This is a genomic window from Paenibacillus oralis (genome assembly GCF_003863965.1).
Classification (GTDB): domain Bacteria; phylum Bacillota; class Bacilli; order Paenibacillales; family Paenibacillaceae; genus Fontibacillus; species Fontibacillus oralis.
Genome location: NZ_RRCN01000001.1, coordinates 187,345 through 209,512 on the forward strand (window position 1 = coordinate 187,345; position 22,168 = coordinate 209,512).

19 protein-coding genes are annotated in these 22,168 nt (G+C 50.1%); 7 read left to right on the forward strand and 12 right to left on the reverse strand.

What is annotated here, in order from left to right; genetic code table 11:
• Nucleotides 1-293 precede the first annotated feature (293 nt).
• The gene (locus EHV15_RS00840; protein ID WP_128629608.1) at nt 294-1,658 is read right to left on the reverse strand and encodes a helix-turn-helix domain-containing protein; all 1,365 of its coding nucleotides are present in this window, start codon (nt 1,656-1,658) and stop codon (nt 294-296) included.
• A gap of 924 nt (nt 1,659-2,582) precedes the next feature.
• Here EHV15_RS00840 and EHV15_RS00845 point away from each other — a divergent pair.
• Nucleotides 2,583-3,485 (forward strand): transposase, encoded by a 903-nt coding sequence (locus EHV15_RS00845; RefSeq protein WP_128629609.1) that lies wholly within the window; start codon nt 2,583-2,585, stop codon nt 3,483-3,485.
• 223 nt (nt 3,486-3,708) lie between these two features.
• On the opposite strand, the gene EHV15_RS37830 is transcribed toward EHV15_RS00845, so the two are convergent.
• Together EHV15_RS37830 and EHV15_RS00850 are read right to left on the reverse strand one after the other, a co-directional pair.
• Nucleotides 3,709-3,837, reverse strand: coding sequence for a hypothetical protein (locus tag EHV15_RS37830; protein ID WP_281281588.1), 129 nt, complete (start codon nt 3,835-3,837; stop codon nt 3,709-3,711).
• Between the two features lie 330 nt (nt 3,838-4,167).
• Complete coding sequence (locus tag EHV15_RS00850) at nt 4,168-4,929, reverse strand: sulfotransferase domain-containing protein (protein WP_128629610.1); 762 nt, start codon at nt 4,927-4,929, stop codon at nt 4,168-4,170.
• A 280-nt stretch (nt 4,930-5,209) separates the two neighbouring features.
• Here EHV15_RS00850 and EHV15_RS00855 point away from each other — a divergent pair, with 280 nt between their 5' ends.
• From EHV15_RS00855 to EHV15_RS00870, 4 genes are read left to right on the forward strand one after another with little or no spacing between them, the layout of a single operon-like run.
• A complete protein-coding gene (locus EHV15_RS00855) occupies nt 5,210-5,860 on the forward strand; it encodes a DUF1796 family putative cysteine peptidase (protein ID WP_128629611.1) in 651 nt (216 codons plus the stop codon).
• A gap of 5 nt (nt 5,861-5,865) precedes the next feature.
• Entirely contained in the window at nt 5,866-6,861 is a 996-nt protein-coding gene (locus EHV15_RS00860) for a polysaccharide biosynthesis protein (RefSeq protein WP_128635111.1), read from the forward strand.
• Nucleotides 6,862-6,874: 13 nt separating this feature from the next.
• Complete coding sequence (locus tag EHV15_RS00865) at nt 6,875-8,110, forward strand: glycosyltransferase family 4 protein (protein ID WP_128629612.1); 1,236 nt, start codon at nt 6,875-6,877, stop codon at nt 8,108-8,110.
• Nucleotides 8,107-8,319: a hypothetical protein gene (locus EHV15_RS00870; RefSeq protein WP_128629613.1), complete on the forward strand. Its 213-nt coding sequence runs from the start codon at nt 8,107-8,109 to the stop codon at nt 8,317-8,319. The genes EHV15_RS00865 and EHV15_RS00870 overlap by 4 nt, the downstream gene beginning before the upstream one ends.
• An 80-nt stretch (nt 8,320-8,399) precedes the next feature.
• Here the strand turns inward: EHV15_RS00870 and EHV15_RS00875 are convergent, their stop codons facing one another.
• The 5 genes from EHV15_RS00875 to EHV15_RS00895 all read right to left on the reverse strand — a co-directional run bounded on the left by EHV15_RS00875 (nt 8,400) and on the right by EHV15_RS00895 (nt 14,676).
• Nucleotides 8,400-8,834 (reverse strand): NUDIX hydrolase, encoded by a 435-nt coding sequence (locus tag EHV15_RS00875; protein ID WP_246061243.1) that lies wholly within the window; start codon nt 8,832-8,834, stop codon nt 8,400-8,402.
• 379 nt (nt 8,835-9,213) lie between these two features.
• The gene (locus EHV15_RS00880) at nt 9,214-10,833 is read right to left on the reverse strand and encodes an extracellular solute-binding protein (RefSeq protein ID WP_128629615.1); all 1,620 of its coding nucleotides are present in this window, start codon (nt 10,831-10,833) and stop codon (nt 9,214-9,216) included.
• A gap of 29 nt (nt 10,834-10,862) precedes the next feature.
• Complete coding sequence (locus tag EHV15_RS00885; RefSeq protein WP_128629616.1) at nt 10,863-11,783, reverse strand: carbohydrate ABC transporter permease; 921 nt, start codon at nt 11,781-11,783, stop codon at nt 10,863-10,865.
• A gap of 19 nt (nt 11,784-11,802) precedes the next feature.
• Nucleotides 11,803-12,726, reverse strand: a complete 924-nt coding sequence (locus EHV15_RS00890) for an ABC transporter permease (protein WP_128629617.1) — start codon at nt 12,724-12,726, stop codon at nt 11,803-11,805.
• A 171-nt stretch (nt 12,727-12,897) separates the two neighbouring features.
• The gene (locus EHV15_RS00895; protein WP_246061245.1) at nt 12,898-14,676 is read right to left on the reverse strand and encodes an alpha-amylase family glycosyl hydrolase; all 1,779 of its coding nucleotides are present in this window, start codon (nt 14,674-14,676) and stop codon (nt 12,898-12,900) included.
• A 396-nt stretch (nt 14,677-15,072) separates the two neighbouring features.
• Between EHV15_RS00895 and EHV15_RS00900 the strand changes: the two genes are divergently transcribed.
• Nucleotides 15,073-16,821 (forward strand): sensor histidine kinase, encoded by a 1,749-nt coding sequence (locus EHV15_RS00900; RefSeq protein WP_128629618.1) that lies wholly within the window; start codon nt 15,073-15,075, stop codon nt 16,819-16,821.
• A complete protein-coding gene (locus tag EHV15_RS00905; protein WP_128629619.1) occupies nt 16,818-18,416 on the forward strand; it encodes a response regulator transcription factor in 1,599 nt (532 codons plus the stop codon). Before EHV15_RS00900 ends, EHV15_RS00905 begins: the two co-directional genes overlap by 4 nt.
• Nucleotides 18,417-18,466: 50 nt before the next feature.
• Here EHV15_RS00905 and EHV15_RS00910 read toward each other — a convergent pair whose 3' ends face one another.
• The 4 genes from EHV15_RS00910 to EHV15_RS00925 are packed head-to-tail and all read right to left on the reverse strand — an operon-like array spanning nt 18,467 to nt 22,164.
• A complete protein-coding gene (locus EHV15_RS00910) occupies nt 18,467-19,918 on the reverse strand; it encodes a glycoside hydrolase family 1 protein (protein ID WP_128629620.1) in 1,452 nt (483 codons plus the stop codon).
• Nucleotides 19,915-20,541, reverse strand: coding sequence for a DUF6198 family protein (locus EHV15_RS00915; protein WP_128629621.1), 627 nt, complete (start codon nt 20,539-20,541; stop codon nt 19,915-19,917). The genes EHV15_RS00910 and EHV15_RS00915 overlap by 4 nt, the downstream gene beginning before the upstream one ends.
• A 2-nt stretch (nt 20,542-20,543) precedes the next feature.
• Nucleotides 20,544-20,888 carry a PTS sugar transporter subunit IIA gene (locus EHV15_RS00920; RefSeq protein ID WP_128629622.1) on the reverse strand — a complete coding sequence of 115 codons (345 nt, stop codon included), beginning with the start codon at nt 20,886-20,888 and terminating at the stop codon, nt 20,544-20,546.
• A gap of 37 nt (nt 20,889-20,925) precedes the next feature.
• Complete coding sequence (locus EHV15_RS00925; RefSeq protein ID WP_128629623.1) at nt 20,926-22,164, reverse strand: PTS sugar transporter subunit IIC; 1,239 nt, start codon at nt 22,162-22,164, stop codon at nt 20,926-20,928.
• Between the last annotated feature and the right edge of the window lie 4 nt (nt 22,165-22,168).

Genomic DNA, 22,168 nt, shown 5'->3' on the forward strand with positions numbered 1-22,168 from the left:
AACCGGATTCCGGCCAAGAAAGCGGCAATAGATTAACGGGAAAAGGCGATGCAGAAAATCATCTGCACCGCCTTTTCTCTATTTCATATGTTTGTAAATCGGCTGACTATCAAGCAAGCAAACTTACTTTTGAGGACAGTCCCGTTACTTATATTAAATATATTGAAATTAATGCTTCTATAAACCACCATGCTGACCATAGGTTATGACAGTAGGTTGATGAATAAAACTTGCGTCGGGAATAGCAAATACTAAAAACACAAGCATAGCCGCTGCGATAACTATTTTATTCTTCATACGACCTGACGCACCTCACTAACTATGTTCTTGTACTTTAAACATAATTCTTCAGTTGCTATGTACCTGACTTGTTCAAATAAAACCATAAACTTAATAATACTATCCTCTTTGTTAATTATAACTGAATTTTCCAGGCCTAACATCATATATTTGAAACCGCTTTTGTAATCACCTTTACGCACATAATAAAAAGTAAGATCGTACAGAAACTTGTTAAAGTAATCGGGTATCACCTGACTCATATAAAAATCATTTGTTCGCTGACGTTCATAAGCTTCTATTTCCGAACTAAATTGTTGGAGGATATGATCCACATCCATTTGATATCGGTTTGCGGCATACAGAATATTAAATAATCCCGGTAGAATCTCTTTCGGGTGTTGACGGAGATACTCTACATATTCCGGCAAAACACCAATATCGCCCCCCATAAGTTTATTGGCATAAATATTAGCCTCCGACCACTTTTGGAATAAATCCAGCCAGTGCTTGGTATCTGCATCCGTTTCTCTTACCCAGCTTAAATCTGCGTATTCATAAGTATATTGCAGCGCTTTTTCAAAATCATTCCTGCCTTCACATGCTTCCGCATATAAAAGTTTTGGGTACGCAATGTATACAAAAAACGGCCTGCTTAGCTTGCGCTGCATTTCCTGAAATTTTGCTGCGGATCGTTTTTTGCTAAAGTATAGTATTTTTGCTTTATGCTCCATTTCGTTAGCTAACGCTTCCATCCGATCCCATTGGCGTACGGAACGATATAAATTTGCCAAATCCTTCAAGGCATCCAGCTGCCGGACTTCATCCAGCCGATCAACAAAGGGTTCAAATTGGTAGGCAAATTTGAGATTCCGCACCTGGTCTTCCCCGATCCGGATATTGAACAGCCGGTACTGACATAAGGCCAACCGTTCCGAATACTGCCTTTTTTCGCTCATGGCCACATTTTCATACAGTATTTCCGCTGCCGCGTAGTTGCCGTTTTCAAACAACTCTTCGGCCATATCAAATAACGGAGTGGTATACGCCAAATCATCCAATAATAAACTTACGGTTTCTTGGACACAGTCCATCTTGCCCATTTCCGCACATTTACGAAGGAAGGGGCCGATCCTGCGCCAGTTGGGTTCAATATCTTGCAGGTATTCATGAATGTAGTTTTCATAAAAGTGCCCTTTAGGGAATCCCAACACTTCTGTGATACGATCCAAATGATCGGCGGTTAGTGTTCTAGCACCGTTTATCAAATAACTGCACGTTCCTACGTTAATATCCAGTTTCAAAGCAAACTGTCTTGTGCTTAAACTATTTTGTTTCATATATAGCAAAACTTCTGCAAGTATCGTAGATGAGTTCAATTTAACCACTCCTTCCCATCTGTAATGGAGGATAACATCCACAATATTGTTTGCATTGGAATTTTATGTATATCCAAACTATACGCTTTTTTTACAATACGGTCAATTGACTCTCTGGTTACAATTTCATTTAAAATACGGAAGAGTTCTTCTCGGTCTCCAGCATGGATTAATTTATAACTCAACTTTCGCAGAACGAAAACCAATGTAAAAACAGGTCAAGCATGGGTTTAACAGTGATGGAATGCGGGGCTTGAATCTGCTAGGAAGAGGGGGATATCCTACGAGCTCAAATGAGATGTACTTTTGCATTTCAAGCACCCGAAATGGTAATTTCAGGATAATAGGATGCACTTTTGCAGTTGATGAAAAACGATAATTATGCTGTGGTAGTTGAGTTATAACTCAACTTCCGCAGCAAAAAATCGGCAGATAAGTCTTGATTTAGCTGGGTAAAGCAGCAATCCATTGCCAGAGTTGACGCTGAATCATAGGCGGACAGTGTCTTCCCTAAATCGGGCAAGCAACTTGACCGCTTTGTTACGATTCCGCTTAAACATGGAAGCATCAACGATGAAGAGGGCGTCACGATCCGCCGAGGTCAGCGCACCCATCTTTTGCACCGTAGCCGTTTCGAGCAGTGTCACAAATCGACGCCAGGTGAGGTGGCTGTCTAAAGGAGGCGTGTCTTGGTGTCTGGTGTCTTGGTGTCCCCGCCTACAGCCTTTGCACGATTATCCCTTTCGTTCAGAGAGCGGGGGGTGGGGGCTAGGCAAGGGTTCCAAAAAAAGAGAGAAGAAAAAGAGAGGGTGAAAAATGAGGCGGTTCAGGTGAGATTTTCGGCTTGATCGGGGAACATATGTTTGGTATAATGAAATAAATGGAACGTACATTCGTAAATTCTTGATTCGGGGGCGAGTGAACATGGAGGTCAATACGGGAACGGAACTTCAACCATTCAGTAGCCGTTATAACAACGAGCAGTCCTGCATGGAGGCGGTGATCGCGATGAAGTGGCCAAGCGACTTCGTCTGCCCGCGCTGCGCCCACACTCAGTGCAGCCGTCTGACTTCCCGGCACATCCCCTTGTTCGAGTGCGGAAAGTGCAAGCATCAAACGTCGGCTTTGGTCGGCACGATTTTTGAAGGAACGCATTTGCCCCTGCTCAAGTGGTTCAAGGCGCTGGAGTTGTTCTTGCTTGAGGACGGCATCTCGGCGATGCGGCTGAGCAAGGTGATCCGGGTCACCTACAAAACCGCCTGGTTGATGCTGCACAAAATACGCCATGCCGTGGGAGAGTTCGATGCCCGAGAGTTGCTCCGCGGAGACGTGAAGGTGAACAGCGATCTGTACGGGCGTAATCCGTCCCGGCTTCAGTTTTCGCATCCGTATGCCTCGGCGGTCGTAGCGGGATGCACGGTCACGGAGTCGGACGAGCCGGAGCAGGTCAAAATCCGGCTGGTACCGCATAAGAGAGGAGATGGACAAAGGGCAAACCGTCACGAACTCGCCGCGTTCATCAACAAGCATGTGGATGTCCGTACATCGGTGGTAGAGTCGTTTCCTCTAGCCTATCGGCTGTATGCGCCCTTGCGAAAAGTGGTGAGAGAGGCGTGGGAATCGCTGAAGAGTACGTATGTAGCCTTGGGACTGAAGCATCTGCAGGCGTACCTAAACGAGTACACCGTACGCCGCTCGCTGCGCCGGCCCGGAGCCGAAGAAACGATGCGGCAGAAGTTGCTGCACATGTGTGTGGCGATTCCGGCGATCCCTTACCGCCAGCTGATCGCGCGCCAACCGAACCAGCCCCTTGCGGCTGCGGCCTGATCGAGACGCTGTAATAGTGGGGGAAGTTTGACGCAGATCAACTTAATGGGTAGGGGTTAACATAAACAGTCCGAACGTTGCTGCAGATGGAAAGGTTCAGGCTACAGCAAAATCAAGGTCTTTTCGTTACCCTCGCGTTTTGTCCTTGATCTCTTGTCTTGCTCTCTTGTCCGGCCTGTTTCACCTCCCCTAAACCTGATTCCTTCTCCTAAGCCCGTCTAAATTATCTCGAACCGATCTGCTTCTCCACCAAATATTTTCTTCTCCCGAGCTTGTCGGTTTCTCTGCTGACCTGATCAAACGGGATAATCGTGCAAAGCGTCCGGACAGTGAGTGTTGATCTGCCGCCCAACCTACCGGTCTTCTATGTCCTCAAGCTTCCAACGCCCTTCCGCGTTTCTTGCCACGATCGGTTTTGGACTTGACTGGCAAGCAAGGAATATAAGGTCTATAACAATGAAAGACACCTCTTCTGTCTGATCGCAGAAGCTCTTCACTCTCGCTTTACCAAACGAAGCGGTGTTTTTCTATTTTGCCAGCCGCCTATCTTAATTCTTTGAAAATCTTCAGCTCAAGGGCTCAAGCTGATTTTTGCTCTGCGAAAGTTGAGTTATAAATATAATCTTAAAAAAACAGACCTTCCCTCGACTGCGGGAAGGCCATTTTATGATCTGCTTCTTTTTCACCAATCAAAATCCTGTTCATACCCCAAGTAGATGAGCAGTTCGCCCGCAACCTTTTTGAATGCGGCTATGGTCTCCGGGGTGTACGCTTTTTTCCATCCCCCCGGCGGCAAGATATGTTTCGGCTTCTCCGGTTTCAACTGACCGATCCGCTGGATATACTGCTCCTTCGTTAACGTTCGCTCCCCGTCCTGAAGATCGGGCCACAAATAGTCCACGATACGCGCAAGCTCCTCGTGCAGCAGTTTGGGATCGTCTGCAGCCTTTTCATAACGAACCGTCAAGGTGCCGGGATCGTCCATCCACCGCAAATACCGGTTGTAATGCTCATTGATATCCCCGTAGCCAATCTGCACCTCTCCGAACTGCTTGGAGACGGCCCTGCTTTCCATAAAACCGGTTATCATCCGGAGCAGACGCTCGTTCATCGATTTCAAATGCTGGCGAAAATATGTTTGATGTGGATGTTTGGGGTCCCTCAAAATAGAAAAAAGCATACTTAAGATCATGTCGCGCGGATCTCTGACCATGAAAATCCGGCGAATTCGCTGCGCATCCATAAACCGCTTCACCGTCTCGCTGTGGTAGAGATACCCCGTGCGGATTTCCCCGGGTTTCAATTTCAGCAGCTCGTCTTGTACATCCCCCTCCCACTGGTTCACCCATGTTCCCTTGCTAAGCGGCAGCAATTGCGGCATAAGGGAATACATCTCTTCGAGTCCGGACTCCGGAACCCCGATCACGAGTAATTTTACCGGCATCCTATCGCCAACTCCTTTCTTTTCCGTTTTCTCTATTAATCTATGTTTCTATCGAGCGGCGGTGCTTGTACGCTTATCTCTGAAAATCAAAAACTAGCAATTTTTTTAAAAATTCATATGAGCACCCAAGCAGATGCAGAGAATCTTGCATTTCATAGTATTAGAAAACGATAGAGTGAGGTGAGAACGATAGAGTCGGGAAGCATTTCATAGAAAAGCAGGTTGGCAAGAAAGCAGGTTTCGTAAAAAAGGAAAGGAGTAAAGGAAAGGAGTATAAGAGATGAAACTGGCAGATTTAAAAGGCAGCTACGACGCAATCTTCAGCTTGGGGGACCTATGTTTATCTTCGCTGCAGCTGGAAAAAAACAATCTTCGTCCCTACGCCGGCGTATTCGACTGGGTGGCTTCGCCGAATCTTGACGACGTATGCGGGCTGATCGCCAATAAGTTCAAAGGATTTATGGAACTGGAAAATTTGCGGGTAGGCGGGGTAACGGAAACCGGGATGATCTGGGTAACGGATGACGCGAATTCCATCATTTCAAGCCACGATTTCGAAGCGAGTAAAAATACGGTGGCCGACCTTAATTCCTATCCCGAGGTGAAGGCCAAATATGACCGGCGCATTGAGCGGTTCCTGAGCAAATTGGCCACGAGCCGGCGGATTCTGTTCGTGCGCACCGAAGGCACTTTGGAAGAGGCCAAGCTGCTGGAAGAGACGCTGAACCGCGCCGTCAAGCGCGATTTCCGGGTGCTGCTCGTCAATCACACGCAGGTCAGGGGCATCGTGGAGCTAAACTGGCCGCTCGAGAAGGTTTGCGCCATTCAACTGTCCGATCTCGATAAATGGAACGGCAATGATCATCAATGGAAGCAGATATTTCAAGGAATTCGTTATGTATCCAACTTAAACGAGGGGGGAGAAAAATGAGAAATATCATTAAAAACAGCAAAATTTTGATTACCGGGGGAACCGGGTCATGGGGGTACGGGCTGGTGGAAAAGCTCTTGACGTACGAACCGGGCCAAATCATCGTATACTCCCGCAACGAATCCCATCAGGTTAGAATGCACCGGGAATTGGGTCATCCGGCATTGACCTTCAAAGTGGGGGATATTCGCGATAAAGACGCGCTTATCGAGGCGTGCGACGGGATCGATTACGTGTTTCACCTGGCCGCCCTGAAGCATGTCGACATTTGCCAGAACCAGCCGCTTGAAGCGCTGAAAACCAACGTGTTGGGCGTCCAAAACCTGATCGAGGCGGCGATCCGCGGCAACGTCAAAAAAGTGATCAACGTCTCGTCGGACAAAGCCGCAAACCCGTCCAATTTTTACGGGCTAACCAAATCGATCGGGGAAAAGCTGGTGCTGTACGCCGATTCGATCAGCGCCCATACGAGATTCATCTCCGTCCGGAGTGGCAATGTCATCGGAACAAGCGAAAGCGTCGTGCTGCTGTTCAAAAACCAAATCCGCCAGAGCAACTGGATCGGCATTACCGACGAAGCGATGACCCGTTATTTCGTCACCAGCGATGTCACCTCAGAGCTGATGCTGGACGCTTTGACGGACGGGATCGGCGGGGAAATCTTCCTTCCGGATATGCCGGCCTGCAAAATTACCGATCTGGCGGAAGTCATCCGGGAGAAATACGGGAACCGGGACACGGAACTTAGAGTCATCGGCGTCCGCCCAGGCGAGAAGCTGCACGAGCACTTGATCTCCGATCATGAGGTGAAGCACACGGTCCTGTACGATAAAGACGGCAAACGATATTTCGTTGTGCTCCCCCCGGGCAGCGAGGAGTTATCCCGGCACTATGCAGCATCCCCCCGGGCTCAGGCGAAAACCTATACCTCGAATTCCTCCGGCTTGATGACTAAGGATGAAATCGGACAGATGTTGAGAAACGGCGGATTTTTAAACTGAGGAGGCTGCGTACATGAAAATCCTGTTAGCTACGTACTGGGCGGTTCCTCATGTCGGCGGCGTTTGGCCTTTTATGCAGCAGCTGCAGAAACATCTGCAGGCCCGCGGCCACGAGGTCGATCTCCTTGGGAATGGCGGCGATCCGGGCGACCCTTACGTCTCGATCATCGACCAAGCCAAGTTCCATAAAAGCAAAGTTCGTCCGCTGCTTTCGGAAAAATTAAGCAAAGAAACCTATCCTTCCATTCACCGGAACCAGCTCGTTTTATATACGGAACTCGAACGGTACATGTTCGAGTTGGCTGCCGCATACTTAAACGCAGGGCAATACGATGTCATTCACGCCCAGGACGTCATTGCCTCCGGCTGCATCCAGCGGATCCGGACCGGCAGCACGGCATTGGTCGCTTCGCTGCACGGCAGCGTAGCGCGCGAAGTGGAGCGCCAATTCGGCACTGTACACAAATCCTCCACCACCTCCGTCGCCAAAGCGTATTTTCATGCACTGGAACATTTCGGCGCATCCTCCCCGGAAGCGACCATCGTCGCCAACGATTGGCTCAAAAATATGCTGGTCCAGGACTTCAAAGTCCCCGCCCAAAAGCTAAGAATGTATCCGTACGGTTACGATCAAACCGCTTATGCAAGCCGGATGAAGCAAGCTTCCGACGTTCGCAAGCCGGCAGGCAAGAAAGTGATTATGTTCGCGGGGCGGCTGATCGAGCTGAAGGCAGCGCATCACCTGATCGGTGCACTCGCCGGGTTGAAGAAACGGAGGAGCGACTGGGTGTGCTGGATTGTCGGCGAAGGGGATATGCAGGTGAAGCTGCGCGCCCAAACCAAAGCGTTGGGCCTGGAGGATGACGTCGTATTCTGGGGAAAACGCCAGGACGTGCCGCAAATGCTGCAGCAGGCCGATATTTTCGTGCAGCCGAGCTTGCTGGATAATCAGCCTTTATCGGTCATTGAGGCGCAGCTTGCCGGGTTGCCGGTCATCGTCAGCGATTCCGGCGGCTTGCCGGAGATGGTGTCCCACGAACAGACGGGCTTGATTTATCCGGTAGGGGATTTAGGCTTCCTCGGCGATCAATTAAAAATGCTGCTGGAAAACGATGAGCTTCGTCTCCGTATGGGCATAAACGCCAAGCAATGGGCCACCAAACACTGGGATCTGAATCAGATGGTCGACCGTTATTTGGCGGTCTACGAATACGCCATCCAAAAACGCAGGGGAGGTGCACCCGAATGAAGAAAAAACACTCATTTGTCAGCGGCGACAAATACAACAGATGGTTTACGCGGCCGGTCGGCGATACCGAGAAGCTCGTGATCGTGGACGGTCAGATCTGGGACCACATCATTTCCTCGCTGCCAAGCGATTATCGGCTTCCGGACCCGGTTACCATGCGCGTGCTGGATCAAGCGTTGCGGGAATTGGAGGCGAAAGTGAAAGAATAATTGAAGCAATAGCGGCAAATGCGGCCCCTGCCTGCGAGAATGTGGATCTCGGGGCGGGGGTTCCTTGTTTTTGACGGAATTTAATTGCGGGCGAGGATATCCAAGATCAATTTCTTCTGGTGCGCCGGCAGCCCCTGCGGCCAATGTCCGGGGTCACAGTACATATAGTCCGAGATTTCAACGCTGGGAGTAAACGTGCCGCCAACGATCCTTCCTCTAAAGACAAGATCGACCCTCGCCGGCTTTTTGTCATAAATGGCCTTGGCCAGTCCCGTAATGCGCGCGCGGAATCGGGTTTCCTCATAAATTTCCCTGACCAGCCCGGCTTCCGGCTGCTCCAGCTCCATCCAGCCTCCCGGCATCCCCCATGGCTCATCTCTGCGGTACGTATGCTTTAGCAACAGCACTTGCCCTTTCTCGTTGGTGAGCACGCCCAAGACGGCAATCATAAATTTATGCTGGGTCCGGTAAACAACCCAGTTTTTGAACTTTTTCGACGGCATATATTTATACATGTAAACGAGCCAATCCCGAGGGATCAGGTTAACGAGTCTGGATAGCAAACAAACCACCGTCCTAGCTTCAGCGTTTAGCGTTTCATGGACCGTCTCATTGGAAAAATCCAATCAAACGGCTATATTAACTGCTTAAATTCCAATTCTAATTGGATATTTCCATCAGAGCGTTGTGTCAAGCCGTGGATATCTGCCTGCGATCAATGTTGCTTTCCGCCCGGTTCAGCCCCGCTGCCGCAGATCCGGCTTCACTAACAGTATAGCACCCAGGGTATCCTCGATACCAACGCCCTTGGGAGCATGGAAAAACGCCCAGGCCTTAGAACATTCTATTCCAAGGTCAGGGCGTTACGTTATAACCCTACAGCCGCGCCGCCGTTTATTTCACGTTCATATACCGGTCGTACGCAGCGGTGCGGATTTTCATCAGTTTGTCCAGGCCCATGTCGTTCAGCTTCTTCACGTAAGCGTCCCACTCTTCATCGATGCCGCCTTTCGTAACCCACTGGGCGCGCATCGCCGCCACATAGCTGTCGATATCGGTCGTCAGGGTCGGCAGCTCCTGGAATTCCTCGGCCGTATACATAACGTTCGGGAACGGCGTGGTGACGTATTCGCTGCCCATTTTGTCGATCTCCAGCTTCAGACCGTCGCCGGCCTCGGGGTTCAGGACGATGTTTTTCTCGAAGGACGGGCTGACGTATTTTGGTCCGAAATCGCGCAAAGACTGTTCCCAATACCAGGCATCGGCGCTGGTGCCTTCGGGCGGGTCCATCAGCGTATAGGTTCCGTCGTCGTTTTTCTGGATGACCGTGCCGATCGCGCCCCAGAAATTTTGGATGCTCGCTTCGTTGGTGTAGAACTGGTCGGCCCAGCGGGCGGCCACCTCGGGATATTTGCACGACGTCGTAATCAACAGTTCGTTGCGGTTAAAGCTCATGCCGTTCGGATTGCCCGGATTATAGCGGTTCCCGTCCGGCCCGGCGAGCGGCGGGATCGTAACGTATTGGCCGCTCCACTTGCCGAATACCGCGTCCGGCGTCCACTGGTTCGTAAACCCGACGATTGGGACATCGGCGTTTTGCCGCTTGGCCGCCGTCATCGTGGCGTCCTGGGTGAACAGCTCCTTGTCGATCAAGCCTTCCGCATACAGTTTATGCGCATATTTTAGGCCTTCCTTGTATTCCTCGCTGACGGGGTAAAAGACGGGCTTGCCGTCCTTCACCAGCATGCTGTTGGCGTTGATGTCGGTGATGCCGAACGGATTCAGAAAATCCGGGGCCAGCCCGGTTTCGGTATAAGGGATCTCGTCCTGCTTCCCATTGCCGTTCGGGTCCTGTTCCTTAAACGCTTTCAGCACGTTGTAAAGATCGTCGGCCGTATCCGGAACCTGCAGCCCCAGTTTGTCGAGCCAGACTTTGTTGATCACCGGCTGGTTTTTCGTTTTCGGGCGCGAAGGCAGCCGGGTCGGCAGGGAGTAGATTTTGCCGTCCGGGAATGTGCTGATTTTTTTCAGCTCCGGGGTTTCCTCCATCGCCGCCTTGAGGTTCGGCATGTACTGGTCGATGTAATCGTCGAGCGGGCGGAAGTAACTTAAGTTGTTGACGATATCGGAATCGGAAAAGGTCTGATCGCCCAGGATGATGTCCGGCAGCGAGCCGCTGGCCAGCATGATCGATTTCTGTTCGCCCCAGTCGTTGGAGGACACGACCTGCCATTCGATTTTAACGTTTGTGTTCGTCTCCTGGTCCTTGAGCCACTGGTTTTGGGTGAAGGTGTCACCCATATTGCCCCAGCGCATGGTCAGCACCTTAAGTGTTACGGGTTCGTTTACGATCGGCAGGCCTTCCTTGTTGAAATTGCCCGCCGCGTCCGGCGTGCTGCCGCCGCTGTTCCCGGCATTGCCGCCGCCGCAGCCGGCGAGTCCGAAGGCCAGCGCAGCCGCGAGCAGCAGCGGCACCCATTTTTTCGCCGCAAATTTACCGGCTTGTTTGTTCATAGAACATCCCCCTTAATCATTGGTTTGTATTAACTCTTTACCGCGCCGATCATGACTCCCTGGTTGAAGTATTTTTGCAGGAAGGGGTAGACGCACATGATCGGCACGGTGGCGACGATGATGACGGAATAGCGCATCAGGTTGGCCAGCCGGAGCGCGATTTGCGCGGCTTCGCCGGTGCCCATGCCGGACTGCATCTGGTTCGTGATCAGAATGTTCCGCAGGATTAGCTGCAGCGGATGCAGATCGGGATTTTTCAAATAAATCAAAGCGTTGAAATAAGAGTTCCAGTAGCCGACGGCGATCCAAAGTCCCAGCACCGCGATGATCGCCTTGGACAGCGGCAGCACGATTTGGACGAAATAACGGAGGTTGCCGCAGCCGTCGATTTGCGCCGCCTCCCACAAATCCTCGGGAATGCTCGACTGAAAAAAGGTCCTGGCGACGATGATGTCGTACACGATCACGGAAAACGGCAGAACCATGACCAGAAACGTATCGTACAGGTGGAAATCGCGGACCGTTAGAAAGGTAGGAATCAGCCCGCCGCTGAAAAACATCGTAAAGATAAAAAACAAAGAGAGAAATTTCCGTCCGACGAGGTCTTTGCGCGACAGCGCGTAAGCCGCCGAAACGTTGACGATCAGGCCGATGGCCGTGCCAACTACAGTATACAAAATCGTGTTCCGGTAGCCGATCCAAATATTTTCGTGCTTCAGCAGCTCCTTGTACCCGTCCAGCGTGAAGCCCTTGGGATAAACCCACACCTGCCCGTTCGCCACCGCGGACGGATCGCTGAAGGAGGCGATGACGATAAAATAAAGCGGATAGATTAACATGATCAGAAACAGAACCGCGAATATATATAGCGCCGCCTCCATCACCTTGTCGGAGGATCGGTTGTTGACCGGCTGCGCGGCCGGACTTCCCCCCGGATGCCCTGTGTCCATGTTCTTTTCCCTCCCTCCTTTACCAAAGACTGTTCTCGCTGTATTTTTTAGAGATCTGGTTCACGAGAATGAGCAGCAAAAAGTTAATCACGGTGTTGAACAGGTTGACGGCCGAGGAAAAGCTGTACTGGCTGCTCAGCAGCCCGATTTTGTAAATGTACGTGGACAAAATTTCGCTGGCGGTAATGTTCAGGTCGTTTTGCATCAGGTACACCTTTTCAAACCCGACCCCAAGCAGTCCGCCGACCCGCAAAATCAGCAGCGTAATCGCCGTCGGCATCAGCATCGGGAGATCAATGTAGCGGATTTTGTGCCAGCGGCTGGCCCCGTCGACCGTGGCCGCCTCGTACAAGCTCGGATCAACCGTGGACAGCGCGGCGATAAAAATGATGCTGTCCCACCCGACATGCTGCCACACGTCCGACCAGACGTACAAGCTGCTGAACCAGGCGGCCGAGCCTATCAGATCGGGCGCTTCGGCGCCGAACAATTTGGATAGATTGCCGACCAGGCCGGTGCTTGGGGAGAGCAAAATGAGCATCAGCCCGACCATCACGACCGTCGAGATAAAATGCGGCATGTACGAGACCGTCTGGAAAAAACGCCGGAACCGATTTGGGCGCATCTGGTTAACCATCAAAGCCAGCACGATCGGAATCGGAAATGTGGCGATGCTGTACAGGCTGATCACAATTGTGTTTTTAATGGTCGTGGAAAATTGATACGAATTGAAAAATTTCTCGAAATGCTTGAACCCCGCCCACGGACTGCCGCTGATGCCGAGCGCCGGACTATAGTCCTTGAAGGCGATAAGCACCCCATACATCGGTTTGTACGCAAACAGCAGCGTAAGCACGAACGCGGGCAACAGCAGCAAATAAAGTCCTCCGTTGCGCTTGACCCGGCCGAGCGTCCGCTCCAGGCCAGGAGAACCGGATTTCATGACATCCCCTCCTTACTCTTTCAACATCCTAAGTATAAAGCCCCGCCTGACGCGTTTACCGGACCGGAAGCAGGCGCTAACCGGACTTTTTCCGCCTGTTCCTCCGCCCGCACAAAACCGCCCTCTCCCGATCGGAAGAGGGCAATAACGTAAATTAGACTATTAATGTCACTATTCGGACTTTGAAAAAATGCGATATCCCCACGGCGCCAGCGTAAAGGTTTGCCCAGCTCCGATATCCGTGAAGGATTGTCCGAAAACATCGTAGTAACGGCCCGCGGAAGCTCCAGCCTGAACGGCCGCCGTGCGCGCCGTCCCCGACAGGTTGAGGATCACGATCACCTTGTTCCCGTCTTTCTCCCGCTCGAACGCCAGCACCTGCCCGTCGTCCGCCGCCAAATACTTGATCGGCCCACCCGCGTTGCCGTTCCACAGCGCCGGATTTTCCCGTTTGGTTTGAATCAGCCGCTTATAAAAATCCTGCTTGGACAGGTCGCTCCAGTCGATCTCATCCTTTTCGAAAAACTGCAGCCGCTTGTTCAGGCCCGCTTCCTGGCCCGAGTAGATCAGCGGCATGCCGGGCACGGTAAAGCTAAGCGCGGCCACCAGGTCCTCCGCACCGCCGAACATTTCGGAGGCGGTGCCTTCCCACGAGTTCGTATCATGGTTGGTAATGTAATTCATCGGGTAAGCACCTCTGGGGTATTTTTGCGCCTGGGCATCCAAAAAAGCTTTGACGTCCGCGGCGCTGATTCCCCCGCCCGGAATCTGCTTCATGATGTTGTAGAACAGCCCCATATTATAGTTTGAATTAAAGGCTTGCCGCAGCAATCCAATTTGGGTATCATCCTCGGCCAGCATGTAAACCGGCTTGATTTGATCCAGTTCCCGCCGCGCCGTCTCCCAGAAATCCTGCGGCACGCCGGAGGCGAAATCGGCCCGGTAGCCGTCGATATCCGCTTCCCTTACCCAGTAAACAAGCGCATCGATCATCGCCGCACGCATGTCGGGATTGTCGTAATTCAGCTCGGCGGCATCCGACCAGCCTTCCGGAGCGATGATGTTGCCGCTGGCGTCGGTCACGTACCACGATTTATTTTGTATCCACGGATTATCCCAGCCGGTGTGGTTGGCCACCCAATCCAACATGACCTTAAAGCCCATGTCGTGCGCTTTGTCCACCAGCCGCTTGAAATCGTCCATCGTCCCGAACTCCGGATTCACCGCTTTATAGTCCGCCACCGAATAATACGATCCTAACGTGCCGACGCGTTTCTCCTGCGAGATCGGGTGGATCGGCATGAACCACAAAATTTCCACGCCAAGCTCCTTAAGCCGCGGCAGATGCGCTTCGAACGCCGTGAAAGTGCCCGCTTCCGTAAACTGCCGGACATTGACTTCGTAAATTACGGAATCCTGCGACCATTCGGGAAAATTAGCCCGACTGTCTTCCGGCCCGCCGATGGGCGGCCCAGACGGTTCCTGGAGAGAGACCTCATCCGAACCTTCCTTGATCCACACTTCCTTCGGCCCCGACGCCGTTAACGCGACGTACTTATCGCCGCCCTCCTTGACCCCATTCGTCTTGTCGACCACGATGAAATTAAGATGTGCGGCATTGTCCTTAAGCGGGATGTCGAGATAAGCGCCGTAGCTTGTAGTTTGGTTGTCGGCAAAAGAGGCCGCCCCGCCCGGCCAACTGCCCGTCTGCTCGGACGGCGTCTTTACGTCGCCCCACAGCCACAGGCCCATATGGCCGTATTGCTGATCGGCCCGCTGATAGTGGACTCGCAGCGAGCCGTCCGGGACCGGGCCGGGATCGGCCTGCGTTACGCCCTCTATGCCCGCCGCGCGGACGGGCTGAATATACGCGAAATTGCCGACCATAAACACCGCTGCCATAAGTGCAGCCACTATAAGTGCCGTAAATGCCTTTAAACGTCTTGCCATTTTAACCATCTCCCTTTATTCCGCACCTATATAGCGGTTGTACGCTTCGGTACGGATCTTCATCAGTTTTTCCAGCCTCATGTCGTTCAGCTTTTTCATGCATCATCCCCCGTTTCAGAATGAAAGCAAGCCGCCTGCTCCCATCCTTGAAAGTGTATTTTAGCCTGCGAATCCAAATGTTGTAAGTAAATTTGGACACTTCCAGTATAAATGGTTGCGGCCGGAAAAATCATAACGCAATCCAGACCTTCGTTTGCACTTTCCGGACTTTTCCCGCAAGCCGCATGGACTTACGTATCCTTTTTTCAGCCAAAGGTTTTATAATAGGGTTAAATCTCCGTAAAAGCGCATTCATAGAAAAGCTAAGCGCGGGAAAGGATGCGGCGCTAGGAAGCCATGGCCAAACCAACGGAAAACAAACAGTATCCGCTCCGGCATTACGTGAACATCATGTTTCTGATTTCCTTCATCGTTCTTATCCTGGACTTTGCCATCAGCATTTCCGCGATCTCGATCGTCAAGCAGCAGGCCACGCGTTATTTGCAGGATACGGCCGGCTTGTACTTGGATCGCATCAACCATGACTTTGCCTACATCAATCACTATACCGGGTGGACGCTGGCCAACGACGAAAGCCTGAAGGCGATGAATACGAGCCCGATGAACAGCCGGGAGTTTTTCGAGGCGAACGAAAATCTGCACAAGCGGTTTACCGAGCTGCAAAAGAATTACGGGCAGGAATACAATTTTTTCGTGTATTTAAAGAAGCAGCCGTTTTTTCTCAATTGCGCTCCGATCAGCATCTCCTATTCGGATTACCTGGCGCTGAAGGAACAAATTATCGCCAACGTGGAGCAGGATCGGAACGTTTACGAGAAGATCTACTCCAAATGGACGCCGGTCCAGGTCAACGGCAAGTATTACATTACGAACATCGTGCCTTATTACGACAGTTACATGATCAGCCTGGTTTCCGCGGATAACCTGATCCGCCCCTTGCGCGAGATAAATCTCGGGGAGAACGGCTTCGTGTCCCTGATTGCCGAGAACGGGCAGAGCATCACCAGTCCGCTTTCCAACAGCGGCAAGGTACTGGACGATTACCCGCAGGCGTCTTCCTCCTTGGGCCTGTTCCAGGCCGGAACGACGGTGAACGGGGAGTTCACGGACGCCACTTTTCACGTCAAGCTGGTCATTCAGTTCGGAACGTTCGAGAAGATCATGATCGCCCAGTTGCTGATCCTTCTTTTGGCCGTGATCATCACCTGCAGCTTGGGGTTCATCCTGCTGTATTTCCGGAACAAGGTGCTGCGGCCGATCAAAAACTTTTCCTATAACCTGGCGTTTTGGACGGAAGAAGGCGAACCGCTGGAGTTCCAGAGCAGCAAAATCATTGAGCTGGAGAAAGCGAATAAACAGTTTTTGAACCTGATCGGGCAGATCAAAAAATTCAAAATCGACCTGTACGAACGGGAGCTGGAAAAGCAGCGGATTCAGCTCGATTATATGAAGCTGCAGATCAAGCCGCATTTTTTCCTGAATTGCCTGACGTCCATCTACAGCATGGCGCAAATGCAAATGCACGAGGAAATCGAACGGATGGCGATGTCGACCGCGAAATATTTCCGGTACATCTTCCAAAACGACGGGGACTTCGTCAAGCTGGGGGACGAAATCGAGCATGTGCGGATTTATCTCGAGATCCAGAAGCACCGTTATCAAAATGCCCTGGTCTACCGGATCGAACAGGAGGAAAATTTGGCGGAAGCCAAGATTCCGCCGCTCGTCCTGCAGACATTCGTGGAGAACGCGGTCAAATACGCGGTGTCCCGGGTTGCGGAAGCACAGATTGAGCTTGCGGCAGGGCTCCAACTGGACGCCGGGGAAGAGCGCCTCATGATTCGCATCTCCGATACCGGGCCCGGGTTCCCGCCGGATATTTTGGAGAAGTTGCAAAGCGGGGTTCCCCTGGATCAAACTGCGGGTGCCCGTATCGGGATCATGAATACGCTGCAGAGACTGGACTCCCTATACGATAAACAAGCGGCAGTATCGTTCTTCAACAAGGAGGACGGCGGCGCCTGCGTAACCTTATCCCTCCCTGCGAACGTGGCGGCGGGAACGAACAGGAGTGTGGCCTTATGAACGCGTTGGTCGTGGACGACGATTATTATGTCGTTACCGCATTGGAGAAGAAAATCGACTGGAAGCTAATGGGCATCGAAAACGTGTATACGGCGAACAACGTGGCCCAGGCGCGTGGAATTTTGCAAGAGCACCCGGTGCAAATCCTCATTTCCGACATCGAAATGCCGCAGGGCAGCGGGCTGGAGCTGCTGGCGTGGATCCGGGAGGAGCAATACGCCGTTCAGGCCATTTTTCTGACCAACTACGCCGACTTCAACTATGCGCAAAAAGCGATCGAATTGCAGAGCTTCGAATATTTTCTCAAACCGATCGAGTTCGACAAGCTGATGCTGATCATTCAGAAGGCGGTGGCCCGGGCCAAGGAGCAGCAGAATCAGGAGAAAGCGATTCAAGAGGGATATTTCTGGCAGAAAAACCAGGCCAAAATCGTCGAGTATTTCTGGCGCAAGCTGGTGAGCTTAAGCGTGCCCGTGCCTGTGAAACCGGCGGCCGTGGCCCAGGCGATGGAGGAGCAGCACCTCTCCTGCCGCATGACCGATCTCTTTCAGCCGGTGCTGATCCACCTGTTTCCCTTTAGCGGCAGCATGGGCCGGGAAGAGAAAGGGCTGTTCGATTTCGCCCTGCTTAATGTGCTGTATGAGCTGCTGCAGGATGATCCGCGTTTTTCCGTTGAAACTATTTTGGAATATAAAGATTACAATTGGATCGCCATTCTGAAATGGAGCCGGCCGCCGGAATCGGTGGCGCTAGAGCGATTGTGCGCTTCCTTGATTCAACGGACGGGCCAATTTCTCAAGTGCGATGCCTGCTGCTGCATCGGGTTGTCCGGCAAGCTGGAGGGCATCGGCCCGGTCCTGCATCAACTTGTGGCGATGAACGAAAATCTGACCAAAACCCGCAATCAAACCTACCTGGCCGAACGCGATTACACACCAAGCAGGCCGGAATACATTCCGCCGGATTTAACGCGTTTGGAACAACTGCTTGACCAAAACGATCCCGCCGCGTTTCTGGAGGAAACGTCCCGATATCTCCGGGACCGGCTGAATCACAGAAAGCTGGACACCGCCAGCCTCAGCTTGTTCCGGCTCGATATCGTGCAGCTTGTGTATGCTTTTCTTAAAATGAAAGGCATCGAAGCCCATAAATTGTACGCCGGGCGGGCGAATGATCAATTGCTGGCGCAATCCTTGCATTCGCTTGAGGATATGGAGGAATATGTGAAGTATTTGGTCAATACCGCCATGGCCTACCGCGACTTCGCCGCCGAACCGAAAACCGTGGCCGAGGAAATCAAGCAGTACATTCACGCACATTACGGGGATGAGCTGACCCGGGGCGACCTGGCCGAAGTCGTCTACCTCAACCCGGATTACCTGGCCCGGCTATTCAAAAAAGAAACCGGCGTTTCGCTGGGAAGCTATGTCATCCAGGTCCGCATCTCGGCAGCCAAGCGGTTGCTCGAAACGACCAATCTGTCCGTCTATGCGGTGGCGAACAAGGTGGGCTACAGCAACTATTCGTATTTTTCCAAGCTGTTTAAGCAAGAGGTGGGGATTACGCCAAATGAGTATAAGAAGAAGCCTTCATAAAACTAATAAAAACAAGCAGCTCAATAGAGTCTGCTTGTTTAATACTTCCGTCAGTTGGGATTAGAATTATATAGGCTTGCACCATTCGTTTTTATTACATTTTGGTACCAATTGAAACTTTTCTTTTTAATCCGCTTGCCCGAGCCTTTTCCTTCATCATCAATATCAACATAAATAAAGCCGTATCTTTTACTCATTTCAGCAGACGAAGAACTGACAATATCAATTGGCCCCCACGCGCAATAAGCAATAACTTTCACGCCATCATCGATTACATCTTTTAGAGCTTTTAGATGACTCTCATAATAATCTATTCTGTAATCATCATACACCGTGTTATCTTCAAAAACATCAAGTGCGCCAAATCCGTTTTCTGCAATCATTAGCGGAACCTGATAGCGGTCCCAGTATTGAGACAGACAATTGTAGAATCCCAATGGATCTATGCGCCAGTCCCATGGGGTTGGCTCCAAGTATGGATTTTGTTCCGCTGAATTTACGGACATCGTATTTTTCTCAGCATCTACTATTCGGCTATAATAATAACTTAATGCCAAGAAATCCATGGTATTCTCAGCAAGAAGCCGGTCATCGTCCGCTTCTTTCCGAATCTTGATTCCGTTATCCTCAAAGTATTTAAGAGCATAACCAGGATATTCCCCTCTTAATTGCACATCTGAGAAAAAATATTGCATTCTGTTTTTCTTCATTGTATAAACAACATCTTCCGGTTTGCAGGTTGCAGGATAATACGTAGCATCCGCCAGCATCGTTCCAATCATAGCTTTCGGGGCTACCGAACGGGCAATTTCTTTGGTAATAGCACAAGCCACAAACTGATTGTGTACAGCCTGGTACATCAATTCTTCCATATTTTCCGCTTGTCCTTCGTAAATCCCCAAAGAACCAAACGCTACAGTAGGAACAAGATTGACTTGGTTAAAAACAATCCAATATTTAACTTTATCACCGTATCTTTCTAATATTACTTTTGCATATTTTACAAATAAATCTACAACTTTCCTATTGGCTAACCCTCCATACTCCGTCACCAAATGAAGGGGCATATCATAATGCGCCATTGTAATGATCGGCTCCATGTTATGGCTGATAATCGAGTCAATCAAGCGATCATAGAACGCCAAGCCCTGCTCATTGGGTTCGGCTTCATCTCCTTTTGGAAAAATACGGGACCATGAAATACTCGTCCTGAAAGTTTGCAGCCCTAACTCAGCCAGCATATCAAGGTCTTGCTCGTAAGTGTTGTAAAAATCTATGCCATACCGTTTAGGGTAATACCCTTGCTGATCGGCCAAGGCGAATTTTATTTCCTCCAGTGTACCTCCACCTTCTTTGGCAATAGCATTTCTTTTAATATTTTTGTCATACACATGAATATCGGAAGTGGATGGCCCTCTTCCATCTTTATCGTATTCCCCTTCAGCCTGGCAGGCCGCTATAGCCCCGCCCCATAAAAAATCTTTTGGAAATTCGTTTTTCATTCCATTCCCTCCAGTTTAAAATAAGTTTTCATTTTTTCGCAAATTTTAACGGTTAGAGCTAAGAAAAAGCCAATCATAAAGATACTGATAATTGGGCCCGGCAGTAGTTTGCCGCCTAAAATGAACCCAAATGACAGACAGGTAAAGTCCATTAAAGACCGGGCTTTTCCTACACTTCCCTTCAGCATTTTTGCCAGTAATACCGCAATCGCGCTATAGGCATCTCTTTTCACGGAGAGACTTACACAGATTCCAGCCCCCACAGCAATAAGGATTAGTCCTGACAATAGAAATCCTACTTGTACCGTCCTGCTGATCACCAGCTCATGGAAGGGAGGAAAGGTGACGTCCGTGACCCAACCGATAATAAAAGGATTTAAAACGGTAGGAATCCCGATTTCCTCCCTTTTTACACAGAAGACAACCAGAATCAGGATGAGTTGAACCAGGAGATTCGCCTGCCCCAACGTAATTCCAAATACATTAACCAGTCCTTCCCAAAGAGTGCCGAGGGGATCTGAACCCCAGGAAGCGCTCAGAGCTATACCTTCACCCAAGCCAATGATGGCTGCACCTAACGCGGATAACAAAGTAGAGATGATAAAATTTTTAAATCTATTCACAACTACATCAAACTTTCTAGCACTTCGATCAACCTTTTGGTGGTTTGCATCTCTGAAGACACGATCATCAACGTATCCTGTGCATGATTAAATAATAGGGATGGCTCATGTGTGATACCTCGTGCCTCTTCCTGGATAAGCTTGGTTTGCGCGCGATGCGCTTCAACGATTTCCGCATTGGCTTCTTCCATTTTTATTTTCGGTGTGGTAAAGTCGCCGGATTTGGCATATTGGAATGCCTCGTCTATCAATTTACGGGCATTTCCCGCGTGTAAAATAATTTCCATAGCTACCGCAACCAATTCATTTTCTTCCAATTCATTTTCTTCCAGTTCATTTTCTCTCATTGATTGGTCTCCCTCCAAAATTTAGAATTCTATTCACTTAGTTAGCTGCTTCTCTCTCTAATTCGACCTTTTGTCTCTCGAAAACTTTAAAGAATGGATACCACGTTATAAAGTACACTGCAAACATAACTACGTAGACAATAAAGGAGCGCCAATCCTGGGTTATCATAAACGTTGAGAAAGGGGCGGGAATTTGCCCAACCTGGATCATTTGATCAGGAATATTCAGCAACCCCGTTCTCATCACTGTCCAAACAATAAGAGGCCCGGTAATTCCATTTATCCACATGGGCAGCATCAACAGCGGATTCATGACGACGGGAGCACTGAACATGATTGGTTCATTGATATTAAAGATGGAAGGTACGATAGAGATTCTGCCTACCATACTTAGGTCCCTCGATTTTGAACGCAACATTAATATATTTAAAACAAGGGTCGCTCCCATCCCCCCCATAGTTATAAGACCAGCGGTGAATACGGTTTCACTAGTTGAAATGTTCATTGCAGGCAATCCTTGTTTTACTGCTTCAATATTGGCGGCAATACCAGCCAAATAGATAGGTGTAGCAACCGCTCCCCATAGCCATGACGAAATCCCCATCGTATATAAAAATGTAGGGATAAACACAAGCAGTATAAGGCCCGGCAAGGTTTGTCCAAAAGATTGGATCGGACTGAACAAACTGATGATAATATCAAAAATATCGATTCCAAACCTAAATGTTGCCAATGTGGAGAGCCCCAGTATAATCGTCATCGGAATGATATTATTGACCCAGACTACAACAAAATCAGGCATATTGGAATCTTTTAAGAAGTTAAGCTTTCCGAACAGATTGAAAATGATAGATACAAATAATCCCGCAATTAAACCAATCATGATTCCTGTCGGACCAAATCTGCTGAATTCGACACTGAAAATTCCGTTGGCGTCTACAGATGGATTGATAAATATAATAAACACACAAACAGCAGTCAACCCCGCATTGATTTGATAAGCAGGCCTCTGTAATTTCTCCATAACTTGGTGTGCTAACATAAACGCCGTCAGGAGCCCCAGCATTCCAAAAGAATAATCCGCTATTTTCCCAAGATCGGGAAGAACTTCAAAATATGAACGCAACACATTATACAGAAAAATTACGGATCCGGTAAGAATGAAAGGTATAATTTTCTGCATGGCGCTCGATAATGCTGCAATCCACGGCCAATTGGCTATGTTCTGCATTTTCGGAGCAAATGAGAGGCTTAACCAATTCATGAATTTTTCCATCTTA